At 62.4% G+C, this 21,505-nt stretch carries 19 protein-coding genes; 13 read left to right on the forward strand and 6 right to left on the reverse strand.

The annotated features are described in order from the left end of the window. A partial coding sequence (locus EOB59_RS36705) for an FAD-linked oxidase C-terminal domain-containing protein (RefSeq protein ID WP_281061737.1) occupies window positions 1-520 on the forward strand: 520 nt, incomplete at its 5' end. Window positions 521-531: 11 nt separating this feature from the next. Further along, entirely contained in the window at window positions 532-1,857 is a 1,326-nt protein-coding gene (gene glcF / locus EOB59_RS26035; protein ID WP_128289543.1) for a glycolate oxidase subunit GlcF, read from the forward strand. Window positions 1,858-2,032: 175 nt separating this feature from the next. Here the strand turns inward: glcF and EOB59_RS26040 are convergent, their stop codons facing one another. Then, complete coding sequence (locus tag EOB59_RS26040; RefSeq protein WP_128289544.1) at window positions 2,033-2,953, reverse strand: bifunctional 5,10-methylenetetrahydrofolate dehydrogenase/5,10-methenyltetrahydrofolate cyclohydrolase; 921 nt, start codon at window positions 2,951-2,953, stop codon at window positions 2,033-2,035. Window positions 2,954-3,215: 262 nt separating this feature from the next. Next, window positions 3,216-3,962 (reverse strand): L,D-transpeptidase, encoded by a 747-nt coding sequence (locus tag EOB59_RS26045; RefSeq protein ID WP_128289545.1) that lies wholly within the window; start codon window positions 3,960-3,962, stop codon window positions 3,216-3,218. Between the two features lie 215 nt (window positions 3,963-4,177). Between EOB59_RS26045 and EOB59_RS26050 the strand changes: the two genes are divergently transcribed. Next, window positions 4,178-4,816 (forward strand): DNA-3-methyladenine glycosylase I, encoded by a 639-nt coding sequence (locus EOB59_RS26050; RefSeq protein WP_127268832.1) that lies wholly within the window; start codon window positions 4,178-4,180, stop codon window positions 4,814-4,816. Between the two features lie 2 nt (window positions 4,817-4,818). Here EOB59_RS26050 and EOB59_RS26055 read toward each other — a convergent pair whose 3' ends face one another. Beyond that, window positions 4,819-5,070, reverse strand: a complete 252-nt coding sequence (locus EOB59_RS26055; protein ID WP_127268833.1) for a hypothetical protein — start codon at window positions 5,068-5,070, stop codon at window positions 4,819-4,821. Between the two features lie 459 nt (window positions 5,071-5,529). Here EOB59_RS26055 and hisS point away from each other — a divergent pair, with 459 nt between their 5' ends. The 5 genes from hisS (at window position 5,530) to EOB59_RS26085 (ending at window position 12,186) form a co-directional block, all read left to right on the forward strand. Then, window positions 5,530-7,032: a histidine--tRNA ligase gene (gene hisS, locus EOB59_RS26065; RefSeq protein ID WP_127396370.1), complete on the forward strand. Its 1,503-nt coding sequence runs from the start codon at window positions 5,530-5,532 to the stop codon at window positions 7,030-7,032. Window positions 7,033-7,092: 60 nt separating this feature from the next. Continuing rightward, window positions 7,093-8,214, forward strand: a complete 1,122-nt coding sequence (locus EOB59_RS26070; protein ID WP_127318596.1) for an ATP phosphoribosyltransferase regulatory subunit — start codon at window positions 7,093-7,095, stop codon at window positions 8,212-8,214. Then, window positions 8,211-8,909, forward strand: coding sequence for an ATP phosphoribosyltransferase (hisG, locus tag EOB59_RS26075; RefSeq protein ID WP_127272183.1), 699 nt, complete (start codon window positions 8,211-8,213; stop codon window positions 8,907-8,909). Before EOB59_RS26070 ends, hisG begins: the two co-directional genes overlap by 4 nt. 331 nt (window positions 8,910-9,240) lie before the next feature. Next, entirely contained in the window at window positions 9,241-11,013 is a 1,773-nt protein-coding gene (locus EOB59_RS26080; RefSeq protein ID WP_127807758.1) for an AMP-binding protein, read from the forward strand. Window positions 11,014-11,082: 69 nt separating this feature from the next. Continuing rightward, window positions 11,083-12,186, forward strand: a complete 1,104-nt coding sequence (locus tag EOB59_RS26085) for a calcium:proton antiporter (protein ID WP_128289546.1) — start codon at window positions 11,083-11,085, stop codon at window positions 12,184-12,186. Window positions 12,187-12,208: 22 nt separating this feature from the next. On the opposite strand, the gene EOB59_RS26090 is transcribed toward EOB59_RS26085, so the two are convergent. Both EOB59_RS26090 and EOB59_RS26095 read right to left on the reverse strand, forming a co-directional pair. Beyond that, window positions 12,209-12,577, reverse strand: a complete 369-nt coding sequence (locus EOB59_RS26090) for a LysR family transcriptional regulator (protein WP_128289547.1) — start codon at window positions 12,575-12,577, stop codon at window positions 12,209-12,211. A gap of 317 nt (window positions 12,578-12,894) precedes the next feature. After that, a complete protein-coding gene (locus EOB59_RS26095; RefSeq protein ID WP_128289548.1) occupies window positions 12,895-14,535 on the reverse strand; it encodes a sulfatase-like hydrolase/transferase in 1,641 nt (546 codons plus the stop codon). A 229-nt stretch (window positions 14,536-14,764) separates the two neighbouring features. Between EOB59_RS26095 and EOB59_RS26100 the strand changes: the two genes are divergently transcribed. Further along, window positions 14,765-15,769, forward strand: coding sequence for an acyltransferase (locus tag EOB59_RS26100; RefSeq protein ID WP_128289549.1), 1,005 nt, complete (start codon window positions 14,765-14,767; stop codon window positions 15,767-15,769). A gap of 341 nt (window positions 15,770-16,110) precedes the next feature. On the opposite strand, the gene EOB59_RS26105 is transcribed toward EOB59_RS26100, so the two are convergent. Then, the gene (locus EOB59_RS26105) at window positions 16,111-16,788 is read right to left on the reverse strand and encodes an MIP family channel protein (RefSeq protein ID WP_128289550.1); all 678 of its coding nucleotides are present in this window, start codon (window positions 16,786-16,788) and stop codon (window positions 16,111-16,113) included. A gap of 182 nt (window positions 16,789-16,970) precedes the next feature. Here EOB59_RS26105 and EOB59_RS26110 point away from each other — a divergent pair, with 182 nt between their 5' ends. The 4 genes from EOB59_RS26110 (at window position 16,971) to guaA (ending at window position 21,273) form a co-directional block, all read left to right on the forward strand. Then, window positions 16,971-18,260: an RsmB/NOP family class I SAM-dependent RNA methyltransferase gene (locus EOB59_RS26110; RefSeq protein WP_128289551.1), complete on the forward strand. Its 1,290-nt coding sequence runs from the start codon at window positions 16,971-16,973 to the stop codon at window positions 18,258-18,260. Window positions 18,261-18,386: 126 nt separating this feature from the next. Next, entirely contained in the window at window positions 18,387-18,845 is a 459-nt protein-coding gene (locus EOB59_RS26120; protein WP_013530371.1) for a PaaI family thioesterase, read from the forward strand. A gap of 141 nt (window positions 18,846-18,986) precedes the next feature. Continuing rightward, a complete protein-coding gene (locus EOB59_RS26125; protein WP_128289552.1) occupies window positions 18,987-19,655 on the forward strand; it encodes a 5'-methylthioadenosine/S-adenosylhomocysteine nucleosidase in 669 nt (222 codons plus the stop codon). Between the two features lie 55 nt (window positions 19,656-19,710). After that, window positions 19,711-21,273: a glutamine-hydrolyzing GMP synthase gene (gene guaA, locus EOB59_RS26130; RefSeq protein ID WP_023809008.1), complete on the forward strand. Its 1,563-nt coding sequence runs from the start codon at window positions 19,711-19,713 to the stop codon at window positions 21,271-21,273. The last annotated feature ends 232 nt before the right edge of the window (window positions 21,274-21,505 follow it).

Consider the following 21,505-nt stretch of genomic DNA (forward strand, 5'->3'; position numbering starts at 1 on the left):
TGGCAGTCTCGGCAACGATGCCGCGACGCTGCTGCGCGTCGAAGGCTTCGGCCCGTCGGTTGCCTACCGCATCGCCGCGCTGAAAACGCTGCTCGGCAAGGCCGGGCCGCTGCAGGAGATTGCCGGTGACGCTTCACGGCTGATCTGGCGCGATGTACGCGATTGCAGGCCCTTCGCCGACAACAGCGAGAAACCGGTCTGGCGTGTCTCGATGACGCCGGGACAGTGCCACCAGATGGTCCTGACGCTGCGCATGCAGGCCGCCGTCAGCGCCTTCTATGACTGGCAGGGCGGGCTGGTGTGGCTGCGCATGGAACAAGGCGATCCGGAAGCCGCCCTGCTGCGCGGGCTGTTGAGGAAACATGGCGGCGGCCATGCGACGCTGGTGCGTGCCGCACCTTCGCATCGCGCCGCTCTGCCGGTGTTCGAGCCGCAGCCGCCCGCACTTGCCGCACTCAGCCAGCGCCTGAAGCAGGAATTCGACCCCAAAAACATCCTCAATCCCGGCCGAATGGCTTAGGATCCAACGCGATGCAGACCAATTTTTCGCTTGCCCAGCTTGCCGATCCGCATGTCGCGGAATCGGAAAGGATCCTGCGCAAATGCGTGCATTGCGGCTTCTGCACCGCCACCTGCCCGACCTATGTGACGCTTGGCAACGAGCTCGATTCACCGCGCGGGCGCATCTACCTGATCAAGGACATGCTGGAAAATGGCCGTCCCGCCGACAAGCAGATCGTCACCCATATCGATCGATGCCTGTCGTGCCTCGCCTGCATGACCACCTGCCCGTCGGGCGTGAACTACATGCATCTGGTCGACCATGCCCGCGCCCATATCCAGGAGACCTACAAGCGGCCGCTGCTCGATCGACTGACCCGCGCCATGCTGGCCTTCGTGCTGCCTTATCCCCAGCGGTTTCGCGCCGCGCTCAAGCTGGCGAAGCTGGGCAAGCCGTTTATAGGCTTGTTCGACAAGGTTCCGGCGCTGAAGCCGCTCAGTGCGATGCTCAAGCTCGCGCCGGCCTCGATCCCGGCAGCTTCGCCGATGGGCTCGCCAGGCATCCATGCCGGGCAGGGGAGCAAAAGAGGCCGCGTCGCTATCCTCACTGGCTGCGCGCAATCGGTGCTCGATCCCGCCATCAACGACGCCACGATTTCGCTGCTGACGCGGCTCGGCGTCGAGGTCGTGGTGCCGCCGGGCGAGGGCTGCTGCGGCGCGCTGGTGCATCATATGGGGCGCGAGCAGGCCGCGCTTGCCTCGGCGAGGCAGAATGTCGATGCCTGGACGCGCGCCATCGAACAAGGCGGGCTCGATGCCATCGTCATCACTGCATCCGGCTGCGGCACGACGATCAAGGACTACGGTTTCATGCTGCGGCTGGATCCGGCCTATGCCGACAAGGCCGCGCGCGTTTCGGCGCTGGCCAAGGACATCACCGAATATCTCTCGACCTTCGATCTGCCTGAACCGGTGCGCAAGCCGGGCACGGTTGTCGCCTATCACTCGGCCTGTTCGATGCAGCACGGCCAGAAGATCACCCGCCAGCCGAAGGAACTGCTCGCCAAGGCCGGCTTCGTCGTGCGCGAGCCGCGCGAAGGGCATTTGTGCTGCGGTTCGGCCGGCACCTACAACATCCTGCAGCCCGAGATCTCGGCCAAGCTGCGCGACCGCAAGGTGAAAAACATCGAGGCGACGGGGGCTTCGATCGTCGCCACCGGCAACATCGGCTGCATCACCCAGATCGCTTCCGACGCCAAGCTGCCGGTGGTGCACACGATCAAGCTGCTCGACTGGGCTTATGGTGGACCGATGCCGGAGGGGATCCCCGAGGCAAGGCTGGCTGCGGCTGAGTAGCGTGGCGCGCTGTCAGAGTTACGGCAAATCCCCCTCATCCGGCCGCTTCGCGGCCACCTTCTCCCCGTTGGGGAGAAGAGATTTGCGCCGGCGGTGACAGCCTCCTCTCCCCTCGGGAGAGGTCAGCCGGGCGAAGCGGAGGCTGGGTGAGGGGGCCTTTGGCGTCGCCCTGTCCTTACTCCGCCGCAAGCCTGTCGGCCGTACCGTAGGTCGCCTCATAAAGCGCACGCTGGCGGCTGAGCGCCACCATCGTGTTGCGCAGCAGGATGGCGACCGTGATCGGGCCGACGCCGCCCGGCACCGGGGTGATCCAGGAGGCGACCTCGCGCACGCTTTCGGTGTCGACGTCGCCGACGATGCGGCTGGAGCCGTCAGGCCCGATTTCGGAATTGATGCCGATGTCGATGACGGCGGCGCCCGGCTTGACCATGTCGGCCTTGATCAGCCGCGGCCTGCCGACGGCGACGAACAGCGCGTCGGCGCGCCTTGCATGCGCGGCGACCGATCGCGTCATGTGGTGGCAGACCGTCACCGTCGCGCCTTCGCTCATCAACAGGAAGGCGATCGGCTTGCCGACGATTTCCGAATGGCCGACGATGACGACTTCCAGTCCCTTGAGGTCGAGGCCGGTTTCCTTGAGCAGTTCGACCGAGGCGGCCGCCGTGCAAGGCGCGAGATCGAGCTGGTTGTAGACGATGTTGCCGATCGAGGCCGGATGCATGCCTTCGACGTCCTTCAGCGGATGCACCGCCGCCTGCAGTGTCCTGATCGGGATGTGCGCGGGCACCGGCCGCTGGATGATAATGCCGGTGACGCGCGGATCGGCATTCAGGCCGTGGATCGCAGCTTCCAGTTCGCCTGCCGTGATGGTGGCGGGAAAGCGCCGCTCCTCGAAATCGATGCCGGCGAGCTCAGCCTTGGCGCGCTGGTTGCGCACATAAACATCCACCGCATCGGTGTCGCCGACGGTGATCGAGATCAGCTTGGGCGGAAAACCCTCAGCTTTGGCGATCGCTGCGTCCTCGGCAACGGCGGCGATGATGCGCTGGGCTACCGGGCCGCCCTTGAGATAACGGCTGTCTTCGGACAGGGGCATGGGTGAACTCTTTTGTGGAACTAGCCACCGGGATAGCAAAAGAATGCGGTAAAGGGCAGCACGAAAGCGAACCGCTATGCCCGTTGCGCGACGCGTCGGTGACCTTTTGCCCTCGATTTCTGCTCAAAAACGGAAAGGGCAGCGCGGTTTCCCGTGCTGCCCTTCCTGGCCGGCCGCATCCCCATACGGCCCGTCCCCCGTTATCCCTAAACTGGCCTCGAAAAGCGGACTGCTTTGCTGGCCAGGTGATTCGCAGGACCTATTATATCACCTCGACCGTGGTTCCGACATTGACCCGCTCATAAAGGTCGACGACGTCCTCGTTGCGCATGCGGATGCAGCCCGACGACACCGCGCCGCCGATCGTCCAGGGCTGGTTGGTGCCGTGGATGCGGTATTCGGTCGTGCCGAGGTAGAGCGCGCGGGCGCCAAGCGGGTTCTCCGCGCCGCCGGCAAGATAGGTCGGCAGATAGCGGCCCTTGGCGGCTTCGCGCTTGATCATCTGCGCCGGCGGGCGCCAGTCCGGCCACTCGCGCTTGTTGGTGATCTTGTGCGTACCCGACCATTCGAAGCCCGGCTTGCCGGTGCCGACGCCATAGCGCCTTGCCTTGCCGTTCTTCTCGACCAGGAAGAGGAAATTCTGCGTGGTGTCGATGACGATCGTGCCCGGCTTCTGGCCTCCGTCATAGTCGACTTCCCGCGGCAGGTAGATCGGGTTGATCTGAGGACGCGCGACCATGCGCTTGGCCGGCGGCTGCACCGCCGCAGTCTGCACCCGGTCGGGCTGCGCCGGGCGCAGGAGGCGTCTCTGTTGCTGCTGCTGCACCACCTGGCGGTTCTGGCGCACGACGCCGGGCGCCTGGCCAAGCTGCAGCACCCAGGGTGCGGAAAGGTCGGGGCTAACCATCACCGGCGGCCTGTCGGCATAGCGGTCGCCGGCGATTGACGGTGTGACGCCGGCGGCAAACACAGCCACGGCGCCGAGCACGGGAAACAGAACTGTCTTCATCGTAACGCACCTTGATCGTCTGATACAAAACGGGTGGAAACGTCCTCCCGGTTCGGCGATCATTGGCGCGCAAGCAGCAACCGAAAAATGAATCGGAATGCATAAAATGCGGCTTTGTCAGTAAACCTTTTGGTGTGGTTACCGCCGGGTTCAGGAATCTGGTAAAGCCGCAGTAAATGCCGCGCAAAAGCGCGTTAACGAACGGATTTTGGCTTATGGACAAGGAAAACACCGGCCTGCTCGCCGGTCCCGACGGTGTCGCGCGCTGCTTCTGGCACGGCAATCTGCCCGACTATCTGCACTACCACGATCATGAATGGGGCCGGCCTGTGGCCGACGACCGCAGGCTGTTCGAAAAGATCTGCCTCGAAGGCTTTCAGTCGGGCCTGTCGTGGCTGACCATCCTGCGCAAGCGGGAGAATTTTCGCGAAGCCTTCGCCAATTTCGAGTTCGACAAGGTCGCCGCCTTCACCGACAAGGATGTCGAACGCCTGCTCGGCAATGCCGGCATCATCCGCCATCGCGGCAAGATTGTCTCGACCATCAACAACGCCAAGCGCGCCCGCGAAATGGCCGACGAATTCGGCTCGCTGGCCGCCTGGTTCTGGAAGTTCGAACCCGGTAAGGACGAGCGGCCGCAAATCGTCGACCTCGCCCATCTGCGCGCCAACCCGACAACGGCCGTCTCGGTGCGGATTTCGAAGGAGCTGAAGAAACGCGGCTGGAGCTTTGTCGGCCCGACCACGGTCTACGCCTTCATGCAGGCCATGGGCCTGGTCAACGACCACCTCGAGGGCTGCGTCTGCCGCAAAGAGGTCGAGAAGCAGCGGAAGGCTTTCAGGCGGCCGAAATAGGCTCAGGTGCCGTTGGCGCTGGCCAGCACCAGGCCGGCGACGATCGCCACCACCGTGGCCACGGTCGGATAGATCACCAGCAGGCCGGTCATCAACGCGTCGCGCATGGATGGTCCCTTGCCGGTCTCGCCGGGCACTTCGAACGGGCCGGCAGCCTGGCTGATCATTTTCGGGGCGTTGATGTCGGCCGGGCGCAGGCGTGCGGGCAATTCGGCATCGCTGTCGATGGCGTGGAATCTTGCTGTGCTGGTCATGGCCGCGAACCCCTCATTTCCCGCGTTTATCTCTTGCGATTGTGTCGGCACGATGCCGTACCCGTGGCGGGATTGTTTCATTTTCGCTGCGTTTTGTTTCAGAGCTTGGCTCGGATGGTAGGCCCAAATCTTGGTCGTTCTGCGCCGCCCCTCATCGCCCTGCCGGGCACTTCTCCCCGTATAGCGACGGGGAGAAGGACGCCCTCGTCGATGGTTTCGCCAGTCGTCCAGGTTGCAAGAGAATGCCCGAGTCCGCGTTCAGCTCTCTTCTCCCCGTCACTATACGGGGAGAAGGTGCCGGCAGGCGGATGAGGGGCGGCGCTGTACTTGCAAAGCTATCGAACTGTTCCTAGCCACCTCGTAGAGAGGGTGCAAACCCTTGCTGGTCCTCGCCGCTTCGGTTAGGACACGCCCACTCGCAATATGTCATCGATTACTTAGCAAAAAAGACCCCAGCCCATGGCCGATAAATCGGAAAAGACGAAAGCGCGACTGCCGCGCGGTTTTGCCGACCGCAGCGCCGAGGACATCCGCGCAGTCGAGAAGATGATGGCGACGATCCGCTCGGTCTATGAGCTTTATGGCTTCGAACCGGCCGACCAGCCGCTGATCGAATACACCGACGCGCTCGGAAAATTCCTGCCCGACCAGGACCGGCCGAACGAAGGCGTGTTCTCCTTCCAGGATGACGACGACCAGTGGCTGTCGCTGCGCTACGACCTGACCGCGCCGACGGCCCGTTTCGTCGCCGAGAATTACGAGCGCCTGCCCAAGCCTTACCGCAGCTATCGCTCCGGCTGGGTGTTCCGCAACGAGAAGCCAGGCCCCGGTCGCTTCCGCCAGTTCATGCAGTTCGACGCCGACACGATCGGCACGCCGGGCGTGGCCGCCGACGCCGAGATGGCGATGATGATGGCCGACGTCATGGAAGCGCTCGGCATCAAGCGCGGCGACTACGTCATCCGCGTCAACAACCGCAAGGTTCTGGACGGCGTGTTGGAGGCGATCGGCCTTGGCGGTGAGGAGAATGGCGGCCGCCGGCTGACGGTCCTGCGCGCGATCGACAAGCTGGACAAGCTCGGGCCGGAAGGCGTGAAGCTTTTGCTTGGCCCGGGCCGCTGGGACGGCGGCAAGGAGGGCGAGGGCGACTTCGCCAAGGGCGCCGGGTTGAACAACGGGCAGGCCGAGGCGGTTCTTCTCGCGACCGCGAGGACTATACAGGCCGGCCAGGATTCCATGGTCAGTTCGAACGCCATCTACCAGGAAGGCGTCGGCGAACTCGCCACGATTGAAGCGCTGGTCAGGGCGGCAGGATATGGCGAGGACCGTATTGCCATGGACCGCTCCGTCGTGCGCGGCCTCGAATACTACACCGGCCCCGTCCTCGAAGCCGAGCTTCTGGCCGAAATCCCCAACGAAGACGGCCAGATCGTGCGCTTCGGTTCGGTCGGTGGCGGCGGGCGCTATGATGGCCTGGTGTCGCGCTTTCGTGGAGAGCCTGTGCCGGCGACCGGCTTTTCCATCGGCGTCTCCAGGTTGATGACCGCGCTGAAGAACCTCGGCAAGCTCGACGCCTCGGACGTGATCGCGCCTGTCGTCGTGCTGGTCATGGACAAGGACACCGACAGCCTCGGCCGCTACCAGAAGATGGTGGCGGAGCTGCGCGCCGCCGGTATCCGTTCCGAAATGTATCTCGGCGGCGCCGGCATGAAGGCGCAGCTCAAATATGCCGACCGGCGCGGCTGCCCGGTCGCCATCATCCAGGGCGGCGACGAGCGCGCCAAGGGCGAGCTGCAGATCAAGGACCTGATCGAAGGCGCGCGCATGTCTGCCGAAATCACCGATAACGCCGAATGGCGCGCAGCCCGCCCGGCGCAGGTGACGGTGGCGGAAGGCGAGCTGGTCGCTGAAGTGAGGAAGATTTTGGCGGCGCAGGCCGAGGAGAGGGCACGTGGCGAGTAGAGGTCGCGTTGGCGCCTCTGGTTTGGGACCAGAGGGTCGTGCAGCACTGAGGTCAGCAAGTTGACCTCCCGCACCCCCGCCATCTCCACCGACATCACCAACCTCTTCGCCACGCGCAACACGCACGCCGTCGAGGTCGCCATATTGCAGCCGGCGGACCCCTTCCTCGACATGGCCGGCGAGGATTTGCGCCGCCGCATCTTCCTCACCGAAAGCGAGACCGGCCAGACATTGTGCCTGCGGCCGGAATTCACCATTCCGGTCTGCCTTGATCACATAAGTTCGCAGGCCGGCACGCCGCGCCGTTATTCCTATCTGGGCGAGGTGTTTCGACAGCGCCGCGAAGGCGGCAACGAGTTCTTCCAGGCCGGCATTGAGGATCTCGGTGACCGCGATACCGCTGGAGCCGATGCCCGCTCGGTGGCCGATGCGCATGCGCTGCTGTCGCTGGTGCTGCCCGGCCAGGCGCTGGCGATCACGCTCGGCGACCAGACCATTTTTGAGGCGGTTCTGGCTGCTCTCGGGCTGCCGCGCGGCTGGCGCATGCGCCTTGCCCGTGCGTTCGGCTCGGCGCCGATGCTTGAGGCGGCTCTCGCCGATCTCGCCAACCCGCCGCGCAACAGCCAGCTCTCCGGTCCAGTCGCCGCCCTCGTCCTCGACGGTGATCTGGACGGTCTTTCCGCCCATATCGCCAGCGGCATGGAAGAGGCGGGCCTGTCGGCGTCCGCCGGACGCGCGCCGTCCGACATTGCCCGGCGGCTGATCGAGAAAGCCGAGTTGCGCAGCGTTCGGTTGTCGAGCGAGGCCTTTTCCGCGCTGAAGGATTTTCTGGCGATCGACGTGCCGCTCAATAGCGCGGCCCAGGCACTGGAGACCTTCGCCACCGGCGCCGGGCTGTCGCTCGATGTTGCGCTGGAAAAGTTCGCTGCCCGCGCCAAGGCGATCGAAGCGCATGGCTTGCCGGCCGAAAAAATCCGCTATGACGCCGCCTTCGGTCGCCCGCTCGATTACTACACCGGCCTGGTTTTCGAAATCGCGGCCGACAATGGCGACAGGCCGCTGGTCGGCGGCGGCCGCTATGACCGACTGCTGACCTTGCTTGGCGCGAAGACGCCTATCCCCGGCGTCGGCTTTTCTGTCTGGCTCGATCGCATCGAGGCATTGCGGGAGACGGCCCCATGATCACGCTGGCAATCCCGTCGAAAGGCCGACTGAAAGAACAGGCGCTGGAAGTACTGGCCAAAGCCGGCCTCGCCGTCAGCCTGCCCGGCGACGAGCGCAAATACCACGCCCGCGTCGAGGGTCTGGATGATGTCGAAGTGGTGTTCCTGTCGGCTTCCGAAATATCAGGCGAGATCGGCCAGGGCGCCGTCGATCTCGGCATCACCGGCGAGGATCTGGTGCGTGAAAACCTCGCCGATTGGGAAAGCCGCGCCGAAATCGTCGCCCGTCTCGGCTTCGGCAATGCCGATGTGGTGGTGGCTGTGCCGGACATCTGGCTCGACGTCGACACCATGGCCGATCTCGACGACGTCGCCGCCGATTTCCGCCAGCGCCATGGCCGGCGGCTGCGCATTGCCACCAAATACTGGCGGCTGACCCAGCAATTCTTCTCGCAGAAGCACGGCATCCAGGTCTATCGCATCGTCGAAAGCCTCGGCGCTACCGAAGGCGCGCCGGCGGCCGGTCTGGCCGATGTCATCGTCGACATCACAACCACCGGCTCGACGCTGCGCGCCAATCATCTCAAGGTGCTGGGCGACGGCCTCGTCCTGCGCTCGCAGGCCTGTCTGGTGGCGTCGAAGAAGACACGGGCGGCGGCCGATGAAGCGGTCCTGCGCGACATCGCGGCGAAGATGGCGGCTGCGGTCGGATAGGAATTATTTCCTTGACCGGTGAGGGCAGCTATGCTACATTTTTGCCCATGGTGCTGATTTGCGCCGGTGACCCGCCGCCCAGGCGGGTTTTTTCGTTTTGGCGCGCTTCGTCAGCCAACGCGAAGCTCCGGAGCATCGTTGACCGGATCGTTGCCCTGCCTCGACCATCGGCGGGATTTCCTCCACTCCGGCAGGCTGATAGGCTCGGCTAATGCATGTCGCCCAAAGTGATCTCGGTTTTGGGAGAACGACATGCATAAAAGCAAGGACCTAGAACGCGTAGCATGATTCTGTTTCAGCGCGACGCACTTAGTCCCGGGAGGAGAGAGCGATGCCGGTCAATCTCGACGAGCTGAAGAACGCCAGCAATTTGCGTGGACCCGGAGCGCGCGCTGGCGGTGTCTTCGTCGCACCCGTCGACAACAGGGCGCATGTCTCTGGAGAACGCAGCGTGCCGCTGCTCGACAAGACCATCCCCGCGCTGTTTTCCGACACCGTCAGCAAATACGGCACGCTCGACGCCGCTGTCTTCGTCGATCAGGACAAGCGCTTCACCTGGAGCGAACTGTCGGACACGGTGGACGCGCTGGCTGCCGGCTTCCTGGCACTGGGGTTGGCAAAGGGCGATCGCGTCGGCATCTGGTCGCCCAACCGCTGGGAATGGCTGGTGACGCAGTTCGCCACCGCCCGCATCGGCCTGATCCTGGTCAACATCAACCCCGCCTATCGGTTGACCGAGCTCGACTATGCGCTGAACAAGGTCGGCTGCAAGGCGCTGGTCACCGCTGCCAAGTTCAAGACGTCAGACTATCTCGGCATGATCGAGACGCTGGCACCCGAGATCGCGAAGGCCACGCCGGGCAAGCTCAAGGCGCAAAAACTGCCGGCGTTGAAGATCGTCATCCGCATGGGTGATGAGAATTCGCCCGGCATGTTCAATTTCGGCGACGTGCTGGCCATGGCCGGGCGTGACGAGCATGACAGCCTCGACCGCATCTCGGAGAAGCTGAAGCCGGGCGAGGCCATCAACATCCAGTTCACCTCAGGCACCACGGGAGCCCCCAAGGGCGCGACGCTGACCCACAACAACATCATCAACAACGGCAATTTCGTCACTTCGGCGATCAAGCTGACCGTCGACGACCGGCTGTGCATCCCGGTGCCGCTTTACCACTGCTTCGGCATGTCGATGGGCACGATGGGTTGCGTCTCGAAAGGCGCCACCATGGTTTTCCCGGGAGAAGGGTTCGACGCCGGCGCCACGCTGAAGGCAGTGGCTCAGGAACGCTGCACCGGGCTCTACGGGGTGCCGACCATGTTCGTCGCCCTGTTGGATCATCCGGATTTTTCCGCCTTCGATCTCTCCAGCCTGCGCACCGGCATCATGGCCGGCTCGCCATGCCCGATCGAGGTGATGAAGAAGGTGGTGTCGCTGATGCATATGGAACAGGTGACCATCGCCTACGGCATGACCGAGACCAGCCCGGTGTCGTTCCAGAGCGGCGTCGACGACCCCTTGGAAAAGCGCGTCTCGACCGTCGGGCGCATTCACCCCCATGTCGAGGTCAAGGCGGTCGATGCCGATGGCGCTACCGTTGCGGTCGGCGTACCGGGTGAGCTTTGCACGCGCGGTTATTCGGTGATGAACGGTTACTGGGACGACGACGACAAGACCCGCGAGGCGGTCGACAGCGACGGCTGGATGCACACCGGCGACCTCGCCACCATCGACGCCGAGGGCTATTGCAACATCGTCGGCCGGGTCAAGGACATGGTCATCCGCGGCGGCGAGAACGTCTATCCCAGAGAGGTGGAGGAATTCCTCTACCGCCATCCAAAGGTCAAGGAGGTGCAGGTGTTCGGCATTCCCGACGCCAAATATGGCGAGGAGCTGTGCGCCTGGATCGTACTCAAGCCCGGCCAGATTGCCACCGAGCAGGAGGTCAAGAACTTCTGCGCCGGCCAGATCGCCCACTACAAGATCCCGCGCCACATACGCTTTCGCACCGAATTGCCGATGACGGTGACCGGCAAGCCGCAGAAGTTTTTGATGCGCGAGGCGATGGTGGAGGAGCTGGGGTTGGTGACGCAGAAGACGGCGTGAACGGGTGAACGCTTCGATCTGTCGGTGCGCGAATGCAGCCACGGTTCGCAGCAGCGCGCAGGGGCTTGCATGAGCGGTTTCGGACGTTCGATGACTTCATATGCGATGCCGCTGGCCGCTTTGGTGATGGCTGTCGCCGTCAGAGCCGGCGGGCTGTCGGCAGACGAAGGTTCGCTGAGCGCCAGGATACTCGTCGGAGCGCTTTCGAGTGCGATTATGTTCACCACCATTTTCGTGGTCCTCGACCACGCCGAGGCGGTGGCTCGGCGTGTAGGAGAGCCCTACGGCACATTGGTGCTGACTTTTGCCGTGACGGCAATCGAGGTGTCGATCATCGTTTCCATGATGCTGCATGGAGAGAACAACCCTACGCTTGCACGTGAGTCTGTCTTTTCAACAGTGATGATTGCATCCACCGGCGTCGTCGGCACCTGTCTCGCGCTTGGCGGCTGGCGTCATCGCAAGCAGGCAATTGTTCGACAAGGGACCAGCGCATATCTCGCGGTTCTGATCGCGCTGACCATCATGACGCTTATTCTGCCAACCTACACACAAGCTACGGGGCCGGGCACATTTTCGGCAGCTCAACTTGGCTTTGTGAGCGTGCTTTCGGTGCTGCTTTATGCAAGTTTTGTGTTCGCGCAGACTGTCCGCCACCGAGAAGACTTTGTCGAAGGGCAGGCCCACGGTGTTTCGCTGCGGACTGCCCCTCACGAAAGCGTCTTTGCCGGCGCATTGCTGCTTTTGATCGGGCTGATTGGCATTGTCATGCTCGCCGAGCAGGTCGCCGCAAGCGTCGAGGATACGCTCGTTGCCTATCAGGTGACACAGGCTGACAGCATTGTGGGGGCATTGATCGCCGGGCTGGTTTTGATGCCAGAGGCAATTTCCGCGGTTCGCGCTTCACTCAACAATGAGCTGCAACGCGGTTTGAATGTCGCGATGGGTTCCGCTTGCGCCACAATTGGTTTGACCATACCGGCGGTCGCAGCCGCCAGCCTGCTGACGGGAAGAGGGTTAACCCTGGGGCTTCCAGCGACTGACACAGTGCTTTTGATTTTAGCGCTCTTCATATGCAATGTGAGTTTTAGCACTGAAAGAACAACATTCTTGACGGGCGCTGTCCATATCGTGGTATTTCTTACATATATATTTCTTATATTTGTACCATGAAAACTTTGGCCCAGGCTGGTAATTAGATGCGGCACGAGGCAGCCGCCAACGGACTGCTTGGGTTCATCAGCCTGGAAGCCGACAGCGAGCTGCAGATGACCGCCCTTTGCCTGAGATGACGTTTCCGCTTCCGCGCCGAATTGCCGGTGACGGTGACCGGCAAGCCGCTGAAGTTCCTAGGAGCGTGAGGCGTCGGGATCATTCCCCGTCCAGACGCCGCCGTTGTGAAGAGGGGGTCGTTCAGCAATTGACGCAGACGCGTCAGGCGGGCCGACAAGGCCGATTGGGTAATGTTCAATCTCGACGCCGCATGGGTGACGTTCTGGTGCTTCAACAGCGCGTCGAGTGTCAGCAGCAAGCCAATGTCGAAATCCGATAACCGTTTCGTCAATGGGACCTCGAACCAGCAGGGGGGACCTCGAAACAGCAGGCGCTATTCAATCGGTAGCAATCTCTAGCACGGTTCCGGAGACTGAAGGACATGCGGCTCCAGTCAATCCTGCAATGGCTTCGAAGTTCCTTTCCCGCGCGGTCGGGTTACTGAGGTGACGGCAATCGGGACGGCTGGTCCGGGTAGCCTTGACGACAACAAGACCCGCGAGGGGATGATGCCGACGGCGGATGCACATCGTGGAATGTCCGGTTTCAATACGGGGAGCACTAAGAGGCGAACCGATGTCGAGTGCTCAGCCGGCATGTGCTTCGCATTTAGCGAGGTTCAGCCTCGGACGCCGCAGCCGTCCGTGCCGGCTTCAGTTGCCAGAATGATCTGACGAGAACATCGTCGGCATAGATCGCGTCATCGAATTGGGCCTGCCCAAGCGCTTGGACCATTGTCGGTCGATCCCCGAGCAGCGAGACGCCAAATGCAGCCTTGCCATTCGGGAGCGGCACGCCTAGAGCGTCCAAAATAGTCGGGAATATATCGACCACGCTCGAAAGTCCGGTATATGTGCGGGGGCGAATGCCATCGCCCGACAGGGAGAAAAAGTTGCGTCTTTCAAACCTGTTCAACTGATCCGTCACCGTGCTCGGCGCGCTGAGGTGATCGCTTTGCAGCACCAGAACGGTATTCGCCATCAGCCCTTTTGCCTCGGCTTTGTGAATGAAGTCCGCGATGAGCATGTTCGTGCATTTGACGGCATGGAGAATATTGGGGGCTTGCGGAGAAAGTCCGGTCTTGCCGATGCATTTGTCCGTCAGATAGCCGTCCATCGCGTGCCCACCACTGACGGCGATCGTCAGCGCGAGCGGTTTGCCGTCTCGCTGCGCGCGCCGCAAAATGTCGAAACTCATATCCAGAACCTGGGCGTCGCTGGCGCCAAAAGTGCTGCCAGACCCGGCGACGGCAGCGACGACTTCCGATCCCCCAAAAAGCGATGAGTAGCCATGGGTGGCATAGAATGCCCCCTGACCGGTGAAGCCGAGTGGCCAACCGGAAACGAAGCTCTGCCGATAGCCCCGCGACTTCAGGACGTCGCCCAAGCAGGTCAAGCCTGGCAGGAACTGCGAATTCTCCTCCAGATACTCGCGGGTTGTGAAATACGACATCAGCAGCGGCGTTCCACAATTCGCGGCGACCATGCCCGCGATGGAATTGTTGGTGTAGGCCAGCTGCACCATGTTGGTCGCTGAGAGGCTACGCCTGTCGAATTCGAGCAGCGGACCCATGACATCGCCAAACGTCGCCTCGTTCATGTAGGTGCGTTCGGCGCTCTCGATGAAGATATGTATGAGGTTCTTCGGCACGGCGGTCACGGACGCCCCCGCGGCCGGTTTCGTCAACGAGGTAATATCGACGAAGTGCTTGGACAGGAAATCATGCAGCGGGTTGAGATGGACCGCCGCCGCGATCGGGCGCGTCAGCATCGGGTTTGCCGCCAGGAAGAACGCCATCAGGGCGACGTCTAATCTCCTTGTCAGTGTGCCGCGTGCCTTTAGCGCGCCGAGACCGAGAAGCACGACCAAGATGACCAGTATCGTGTTTCCGGTGTTCATCAAACATTCAAGAACGACGCCGGGGGTAAGAACCCCGGCACCGACATGCATGAACATCGCGGCCCAATCGAAATAGCCGAAAACGCTTTCAAGATAGACATAGAAAAGAAACAGGAAGCAGGGGATGAGCGATAGATAGATGCTGAACCACCTGCGTCTTGGCTGATCTGTCTTGGCGCCTTGCTGACAATCCAGCAACAGAAGCGCCCACAGAGCGCAAAGGCCAAGGATGACAAGCAGCCTTTTCTCCGAGAGATTGATTAGCGATACGAGCCAGGTGAGCGAGCCCACCGTCGCGGCGCTAACCAATGATGCGATTGGCCTGGAAGAAACCGCAGGAATTCCGCGCATGCCTTGCACTCGAACGGTGATGTCCGAAGTGAATATCGAGAACCATTTAAAACTATACTAAGGAGATGCAGAAAATTTTTCCTCATTGAACGATCTGTTAAGTTAGAAAAAGCTAATGTCGTAGGGCGAAAGCAACCTGCCTTTTAGGGTGCCGGACAGCCATAGAAGGCTGGTCCGCCGTGATGTTCTAAGGTAGGATTAAAGTCTTCTTGGCGGGAGTAATGCTTGAGTGATACGAAATCCAGCTTTAGACGGCGTCAGGGCACTCGCCGCGATGCTGGTTGTCGTGCATCACTCCCAGAGCCCATGGATGCCTGGCGGCTTCATCGGCGTTGACATCTTCTTTGTCTTGAGCGGATTTTTGATCACGTCGCTCTTGATGCGAGAGGCCGACAGTACGGGCACCATCGCGATCGGAGCGTTTCTGCTGCGCCGCTCAGTTAGGCTGATGCCGCCCCTTGTTATGTTGCTTGCCGCAGCCCTGATAATCGGGCCGCTATTCTGGCCGGACGTCCCTATTGGGCTGATCGTCGCTATCTCGATTCTGTATCTCGCGGACTATGTAAGTGCGCTCCATGGCGTCATTCCCCTGCTTGGTCACACATGGTCGCTTGCGGTCGAGGAGCATTTCTACCTGATCTGGCCGATGGCGGTGCTGGGGCTGGCAAAGCTCGCCCAAAGGTCAAGGATCAAGGCGCTTGCGATAGCGTTCGTGGTGGCAACGCTTTGGCGGCTGGGCAATGCTTATCACTACACCGAGTTCGAGATGACTGCTTTCCGTTTCGACACTCGGCTCTCTGGTCTGCTGTTGGGCGCATTAGTGTCTGTTTCGGGCATCAGCCTCAAGGGTCGGCACGCCAATATCGTAGGGCTGTCGTCTTTGGGTGCGCTTGTGGTTCTTGCGTTCGTGGCAACACAAGAGCCTGTATCGACCGCCTATCTGCAACCGCTTATCGACATGGCGTCGGCCGGCCTCGTCGTGTCGCTGCTCAACAATGAAACGATGATAGCCCGTGCTTTTGCATGGAGGCCGATCGTCTATATCGGCATCATCTCGTATTCGGTCTATCTATGGCACTATCCGATTTCCAGAGCGGCGTTGATGTACACCAACGACTGGCGCATGGTCCTTGTCGTGACGCTTGTACTTTCGCTTGCGATCGCCGCACTGTCTTGGACCTTCGTCGAAAAGCCGTTTCAGTCATGGCGGCGAAATCGCTTCGCAATGGCCTAATCCGGCTTATCCGTCGCCCTACGCAAATGCGGCTTCAACACCTGAAAATCCGGAGCTTCACTTACGCGATCACGGAAAAGCACATACACGACTGCAACCGAGCATCCGAGCAAGCTCAGCGCCCGTCTACGGTCCCAATCAATCTGCGGCACTCATGCAATGGCCGGTTCAAGAAATGGCAAAGCTGGTCGCAACGTCAGCGATGCTGCACAAAGTTGCCATCTAAGGCCGAGCCTATTTAAGTCGTCATTGGGGAATAGAAGACTTGGCGGTTCCATTATGCCAAGCACGAAGGCGCGGGCCATGGCCCGCGCCTTTTCATATTCAGCCTTCCAAAGAGCTCAGTCCTTCTCGAAGATGCGCGCCTTGGCGACCACACCGGCAATGGCGCCGCCGATCAGCGGTGCAACGATGAATAGCCAGAGCTGGCCGATCGCGGCAGTTCCCGAAAACAGTGCCGGACCGATCGAGCGGGCCGGGTTGAGCGACGTGCCGGTCACCGGGATGATGGCAATGTGCAATCCTGCCAGCGTCAGGCCGATGACCAGTCCGGCGAACGCCGTCGAGTGCTTTTCAGCCGTGACGCCAAGAATCACGGTGACGAAGGTGAAGGTGCCGATCACTTCCCACAGGAATGCCGAGCTGACGCCCCATTTCGTCACATCCCAGCCATTGGCGCCGAAGCCGGTGGTGTGTCCGCCAACCTGGCCGGAAACGATGATCCACAACGCCAGCGAAGCAAGGACGCCGCCGATGACCTGCGCGATCCAGTAGGGGATCACGTCCTTGGCCGGCAGCCGGCCGGCAAGGAAGACGCCGAGCGTCACCGCCGGATTGAGATGCGCGCCCGAAATGGGGCCGATCGCATAAGCCGCCGCGATGAGGCCGATGCCGAACGCCAGACCGATGCCTTCCTGGCCGAGCGGCAGCGCGCCGCCGAAGCCGCCCGTCACCACAGAAGCCGTACCGATGAACACCAATAGAAATGTGCCTAGAACTTCCGCCAGATAAGTCTTCATTGCCCTCTCCTCGTGTCGATCCGCCGGTCCACCTTTTGCGCGCCGCGAATCACAACCGGAAGAGTATTCGCAACCAGAAAAGTTGGAAAGCAGAGCGGTTGTGCGGGCCGACCTGCTTGTGCGCGCCGGTTGCGCGCTCTAGAGCAGGGCCGGAATATTTTTCTGCGTGACGGAACAAGACCATGCGACTGGGCGGACGGCTGGCTGCGGCCATCGAAGTGCTGGAAGACATCGGCCGGCGCCACCGGCCGGTGGCGGACGCGCTGAAGGATTGGGGCCTGTCGCATCGCTTCGCCGGCGGCGGCGACCGTGCGGCGATCGGCAACATCGTCTATGACGCCTTGCGCCACAAGCGTTCCGCCGGCTGGCTGCTGGGGCAGGACACGCCGCGCGCCATCGGCTTCGGCGCGCTGCTGCTCGAATGGCGCCAGACGGCACAATCGCTCAACGAGGCGCTCGATGGCGACAAGTTCGCACCGCCGCTGCTGACCGCCGCCGAGCTTCAGGCCATCGCCGAACGCCGGCTTGACGATGCGCCGGCCGCGGTGCGGGCGGATGTTCCGGACTGGTGCGCGCCGCTTTTCGAGCGAGCCTTTGGCTCGACCTGGGCCGACGAGGGCGCCGCGCTGGCAACGCGCCCGCCGCTCGACCTCAGGGTCAACACCCTGCAGGCCAACCGCGACAAGGTGCTGGCCGAACTGACGGGAACCGGCGCGAAACCCTCGGCAATCGCGCCACACGGCATCCGCATCCCGCCGATCGACGGCGACGGCCGGCACCCGAACGTGCAGGCCGAGCCGGCTTTCCAGAAGGGCTGGTTCGAGGTCCAGGACGAAGGCTCGCAGATCGCGGCCGCCCTTGCCGGGGCGCAAGCCGGCATGCAGGTGCTGGATTTTTGCGCCGGCGCCGGCGGCAAGACGCTGGCACTGTCGGCTTCGATGGAAAATCGCGGCCAGATCTTTGCCCATGATGCCGAAAAAGCACGGCTGGCGCCCATCTTCGACCGCATCCGCCGCTCTGAAAACCGCAATGTCCAGATCGTCACCAAGCCGGCCGAACTCGCGCCGCTCGGCAACCACATGGACATCGTGCTGGTCGACGCGCCTTGCACCGGCAGCGGCACCTGGCGGCGCCGTCCCGATGCCAAATGGCGGCTGACGCAAAGGCAGCTCGATGCACGCAAGGGCGAGCAGTCGGCGATCCTCGATGCGGCCAAAGTCTATGTCAAACCAGGCGGCCTGCTGGTCTACATCACCTGCTCGGTGTTTGATGAGGAAAACGGTGAGCAGATCGCGGCCTTTCGGGACCGTAACAGCGGCTTTGTTCCCGTCGACCACCGCCAGCTCTGGGACAGCCGTTTTCCCGGGCATGAGGCAGCCGCACGCATCGGCGCCAGAGGCGACATCTCGCTGTCGCCGGCGCTCAGCGGCACCGATGGGTTTTATCTCTGTGCGTTACGCAGATCGGCCTGAATCCTATTCCTGACGGACGCGTGGCGCCGGCCGGCAGGCCAGGTCGATTGTGCAGTGCAGCAAAAGCATTTGCCTGCCGTCCATGCCTCTGCAATAAGCTTATCCGCGTAAAGGAAGGCAGCGGCAATGGCAGCAAAGATCGTACCCGCCCCGGACTATGAGGATCGCGTCAGGACCTCCTTCGCGCGTCAGAAGGCGATGGCCACGATCGGCGCCGAACTGACGCTAGTGACGCCCGGTATCATCGAGATCGAGATGCCCTATTCGGCGGCATTGACCCAGCAGCACGGCTTCCTCCATGCCGGCGTCATTTCGACGGCGCTGGACTCGGCCTGCGGCTATGCCGCCTTTTCGCTGATGCCGGAAAACTCCGGCGTGCTGACCATCGAGTTCAAGGTCAACCTCCTGGCGCCGGGCAGGGGCGAGCGCTTCCTGTTCCGCGGCTCGGTGACCAAGCCAGGCCGCACCATCATCGTCGCCGACGGCCAGGCCTACGCCTTTGCCGCCGACGGCGAGGCCAAGCTGATCGCCACCATGACCGGCACCATGATGACGGTGGTTGGCCGCGATGGGATTGAAGGGTGAGTGGCCGGTTCGCCGCAGGCGAATTCATCGTGCCGGTGGCACGATGAAAGGCCACGAACGCCGGGAGCTGCCGGAGGCAGCGCGTCCCGGCGAGCGGCGGTGCAGATAAGCAGATGATCGGGCGGAGAGGAATAAATCATCATGGCCGATAAAATCTCGCGCCTGTCGGGCAAGGACGTCCTCTTCGTTATGGCGGCGCAGGCCGAATACGGCCCGCACCTCAAGCAGCTGTTCACGCCATTGATGACCGGTGTCGGTCCGGTCGAGGCCGGCGTCAGGCTGGGTGCTGAACTCTCCTGGCTGAAATCGCAAAAAGCACTGCCGGATCTCGTTGTTTCGCTCGGTTCAGCCGGCAGTCGGACGCTGCAGCAGACGGAAATCTACCAGGCGGTTTCGGTCAGCTACCGTGACATCGACGCTTCGCCGCTCGGCTTCGAGAAGGGCGCCACCCCCTTCCTCGACCTGCCGGTAACCGTGCCATTGCCCTTCAAGATACCGGACATCAAGCAGGCGACCCTGTCGACCGGCGGCGCGATCATCACTGGCGCGGCCTATGATGCTGTTGCCGCCGACATGGTCGACATGGAGACCTTCGCCTGCCTGCGCGCCTGCCAGTTGTTCGACATTCCGCTGATCGGTCTGCGCGGCATTTCCGACGGGGCGGCGGATCTCAGGCATGTCGGCGACTGGACCGAATATCTTGAAGTCATCGACGAGAAGCTGGCGGACGCCGTCATGCGGCTCGAACGGGCGATCGGCGACGGCGCCCTCCGGACGGGACCATCCCATGAAGATGCCAGACCAGCCTGAAAGTCGGGCCACGCAACCCATTGCGTCGACTCGTTTCTTTCTCTAAACGCTCGCCATGAAAACAGCCAATCATCCCGACACCGTCCTGATTGTCGATTTCGGCAGCCAGTTCACCCAGCTCATCGCCCGCCGCATCCGCGAGGCCGGCGTGTTTTCCGAGATCGTGCCGTTCCAGTCGGCCGAAGCGGCATTCAAGCGTATCAATCCGAAGGCCGTCATTCTGTCCGGCGGTCCGGCTTCGACCGGCGATATCGGCAGCCCGCGCGCGCCGCAGATCGTCTTCGATTCCGGCGTGCCGGTGCTTGGCATCTGTTACGGCCAGATGGCCATGTGCGTGCAGATGGGCGGCGTCGCCGAAAGCTCCGACCATCGCGAGTTCGGCCGCGCCTTCGTCGAGATCCAAAAGGACAGCCCGCTGTTCGAGGGCCTGTGGGCGCCCGGCCAGCGCCACCAGGTGTGGATGAGCCATGGCGACCGCGTCATCTCCTTGCCCAAGGGCTTCGAAGTGTTCGGCAAGTCCGAGGGCTCGCCCTTCGCCATCTTCGGCAACATCGAGCGCAAGATGTACGGCATCATGTTCCATCCCGAGGTGGTGCATACGCCCGACGGCGCCCGGCTGCTCAGGAATTTCGTCCACAACATCGCCGGCATCGAGGGCGACTGGACCATGCGCGCCTACCGCGAGCACGCGGTCGAGACGATCCGCAAGCAGGTCGGTAAGGGCAAGGTCATCTGCGCGCTGTCGGGCGGCGTCGATTCTTCCGTTGCGGCGCTGTTGATCCACGAAGCGGTCGGCGACCAGCTGACCTGCATCCTTGTCGACCACGGCCTGATGCGCAAGGACGAGGCCGCGGGCGTGGTGGCGATGTTCCGCGAGCACTACAATTTGCCGCTCATTCTGGTGAACGCGTCGGACCGTTTCATCGACGCCCTCGAGGGCGAGTCGGACCCGGAGAAAAAACGCAAGACCATCGGCCGGCTGTTCATCGAGGTGTTCGAGGAAGAGGCCAAGAAACTCGGCGGCGCCGAATTCCTGGCGCAAGGCACGCTCTATCCCGACGTCATTGAAAGCGTCTCCTTCACCGGCGGCCCGTCGGTGACGATCAAGTCACACCACAATGTCGGCGGCCTGCCCGCGCGCATGAACATGCAGCTGGTCGAGCCGCTGCGCGAACTGTTCAAGGACGAGGTGAGGGCGCTCGGCAAGGAGCTCGGCCTGCCCGAAAGCTTTATCGGCCGCCATCCATTCCCCGGCCCAGGCCTCGCCATCCGCTGCCCAGGCGGGATCACCCGCGAAAAGCTGGAGATCCTGCGCGAGGCCGATGCCATCTATCTCGACGAGATCCGCAAGGCCGGCCTGTACGACGCCATCTGGCAGGCCTTTGCCGTGCTGCTGCCGGTGCAGACGGTCGGCGTGATGGGCGACGGCCGCACCTACGAGTTCGTCTGCGCGCTGCGTGCCGTCACCTCGGTCGACGGCATGACGGCGGATTTCTACCACTACGACATGGCCTTCCTCGGCGCCGCCGCCACCCGCATCATCAACGAAGTCCGCGGCATCAACCGTGTCGTCTACGACGTGACGTCGAAGCCGCCGGGAACAATCGAGTGGGAGTGAGGGTACAAACGGCGGCAATAGCGTAGTTTCGGCGGCGAATTTCGCCGTCGCGCAATGTTGTTGCAGTCCGTACCTTACTCCGCAGAGCTGGCGTTCTCCGTTTCTGCCTCGGTGGTTCGATCTGCGCCCAGTTTCCGGATGATGTAAAATCGCTTTAGAGGGCGGGAGTGCTCTAGCTGTTTAGTCCCGGCATTTGCTGGAGCGGATCGAGTTTGAAGCGTTCCGGTTGTGA

This window comes from Mesorhizobium sp. M7A.F.Ca.MR.176.00.0.0 (assembly GCF_004023165.1).
GTDB lineage: Bacteria > Pseudomonadota > Alphaproteobacteria > Rhizobiales > Rhizobiaceae > Mesorhizobium.

Excerpts from the sequence above, each read along its gene's own strand:
- glcF (WP_128289543.1), top strand. The coding sequence starts at position 532 with ATGCAGACCAATTTTTCGCTTGCCCAGCTTGCCGATCCGCATGTCGCG.
- EOB59_RS26040 (WP_128289544.1), bottom strand. The coding sequence starts at position 2,953 with ATGCCCCTGTCCGAAGACAGCCGTTATCTCAAGGGCGGCCCGGTAGCC.
- EOB59_RS26045 (WP_128289545.1), bottom strand. The coding sequence starts at position 3,962 with ATGAAGACAGTTCTGTTTCCCGTGCTCGGCGCCGTGGCTGTGTTTGCC.
- EOB59_RS26050 (WP_127268832.1), top strand. The coding sequence starts at position 4,178 with ATGGACAAGGAAAACACCGGCCTGCTCGCCGGTCCCGACGGTGTCGCG.
- EOB59_RS26055 (WP_127268833.1), bottom strand. The coding sequence starts at position 5,070 with ATGACCAGCACAGCAAGATTCCACGCCATCGACAGCGATGCCGAATTG.
- hisS (WP_127396370.1), top strand. The coding sequence starts at position 5,530 with ATGGCCGATAAATCGGAAAAGACGAAAGCGCGACTGCCGCGCGGTTTT.
- hisG (WP_127272183.1), top strand. The coding sequence starts at position 8,211 with ATGATCACGCTGGCAATCCCGTCGAAAGGCCGACTGAAAGAACAGGCG.
- EOB59_RS26080 (WP_127807758.1), top strand. The coding sequence starts at position 9,241 with ATGCCGGTCAATCTCGACGAGCTGAAGAACGCCAGCAATTTGCGTGGA.
- EOB59_RS26085 (WP_128289546.1), top strand. The coding sequence starts at position 11,083 with ATGAGCGGTTTCGGACGTTCGATGACTTCATATGCGATGCCGCTGGCC.
- EOB59_RS26095 (WP_128289548.1), bottom strand. The coding sequence starts at position 14,535 with ATGCGCGGAATTCCTGCGGTTTCTTCCAGGCCAATCGCATCATTGGTT.
- EOB59_RS26105 (WP_128289550.1), bottom strand. The coding sequence starts at position 16,788 with ATGAAGACTTATCTGGCGGAAGTTCTAGGCACATTTCTATTGGTGTTC.
- EOB59_RS26110 (WP_128289551.1), top strand. The coding sequence starts at position 16,971 with ATGCGACTGGGCGGACGGCTGGCTGCGGCCATCGAAGTGCTGGAAGAC.
- EOB59_RS26120 (WP_013530371.1), top strand. The coding sequence starts at position 18,387 with ATGGCAGCAAAGATCGTACCCGCCCCGGACTATGAGGATCGCGTCAGG.
- EOB59_RS26125 (WP_128289552.1), top strand. The coding sequence starts at position 18,987 with ATGGCCGATAAAATCTCGCGCCTGTCGGGCAAGGACGTCCTCTTCGTT.
- guaA (WP_023809008.1), top strand. The coding sequence starts at position 19,711 with ATGAAAACAGCCAATCATCCCGACACCGTCCTGATTGTCGATTTCGGC.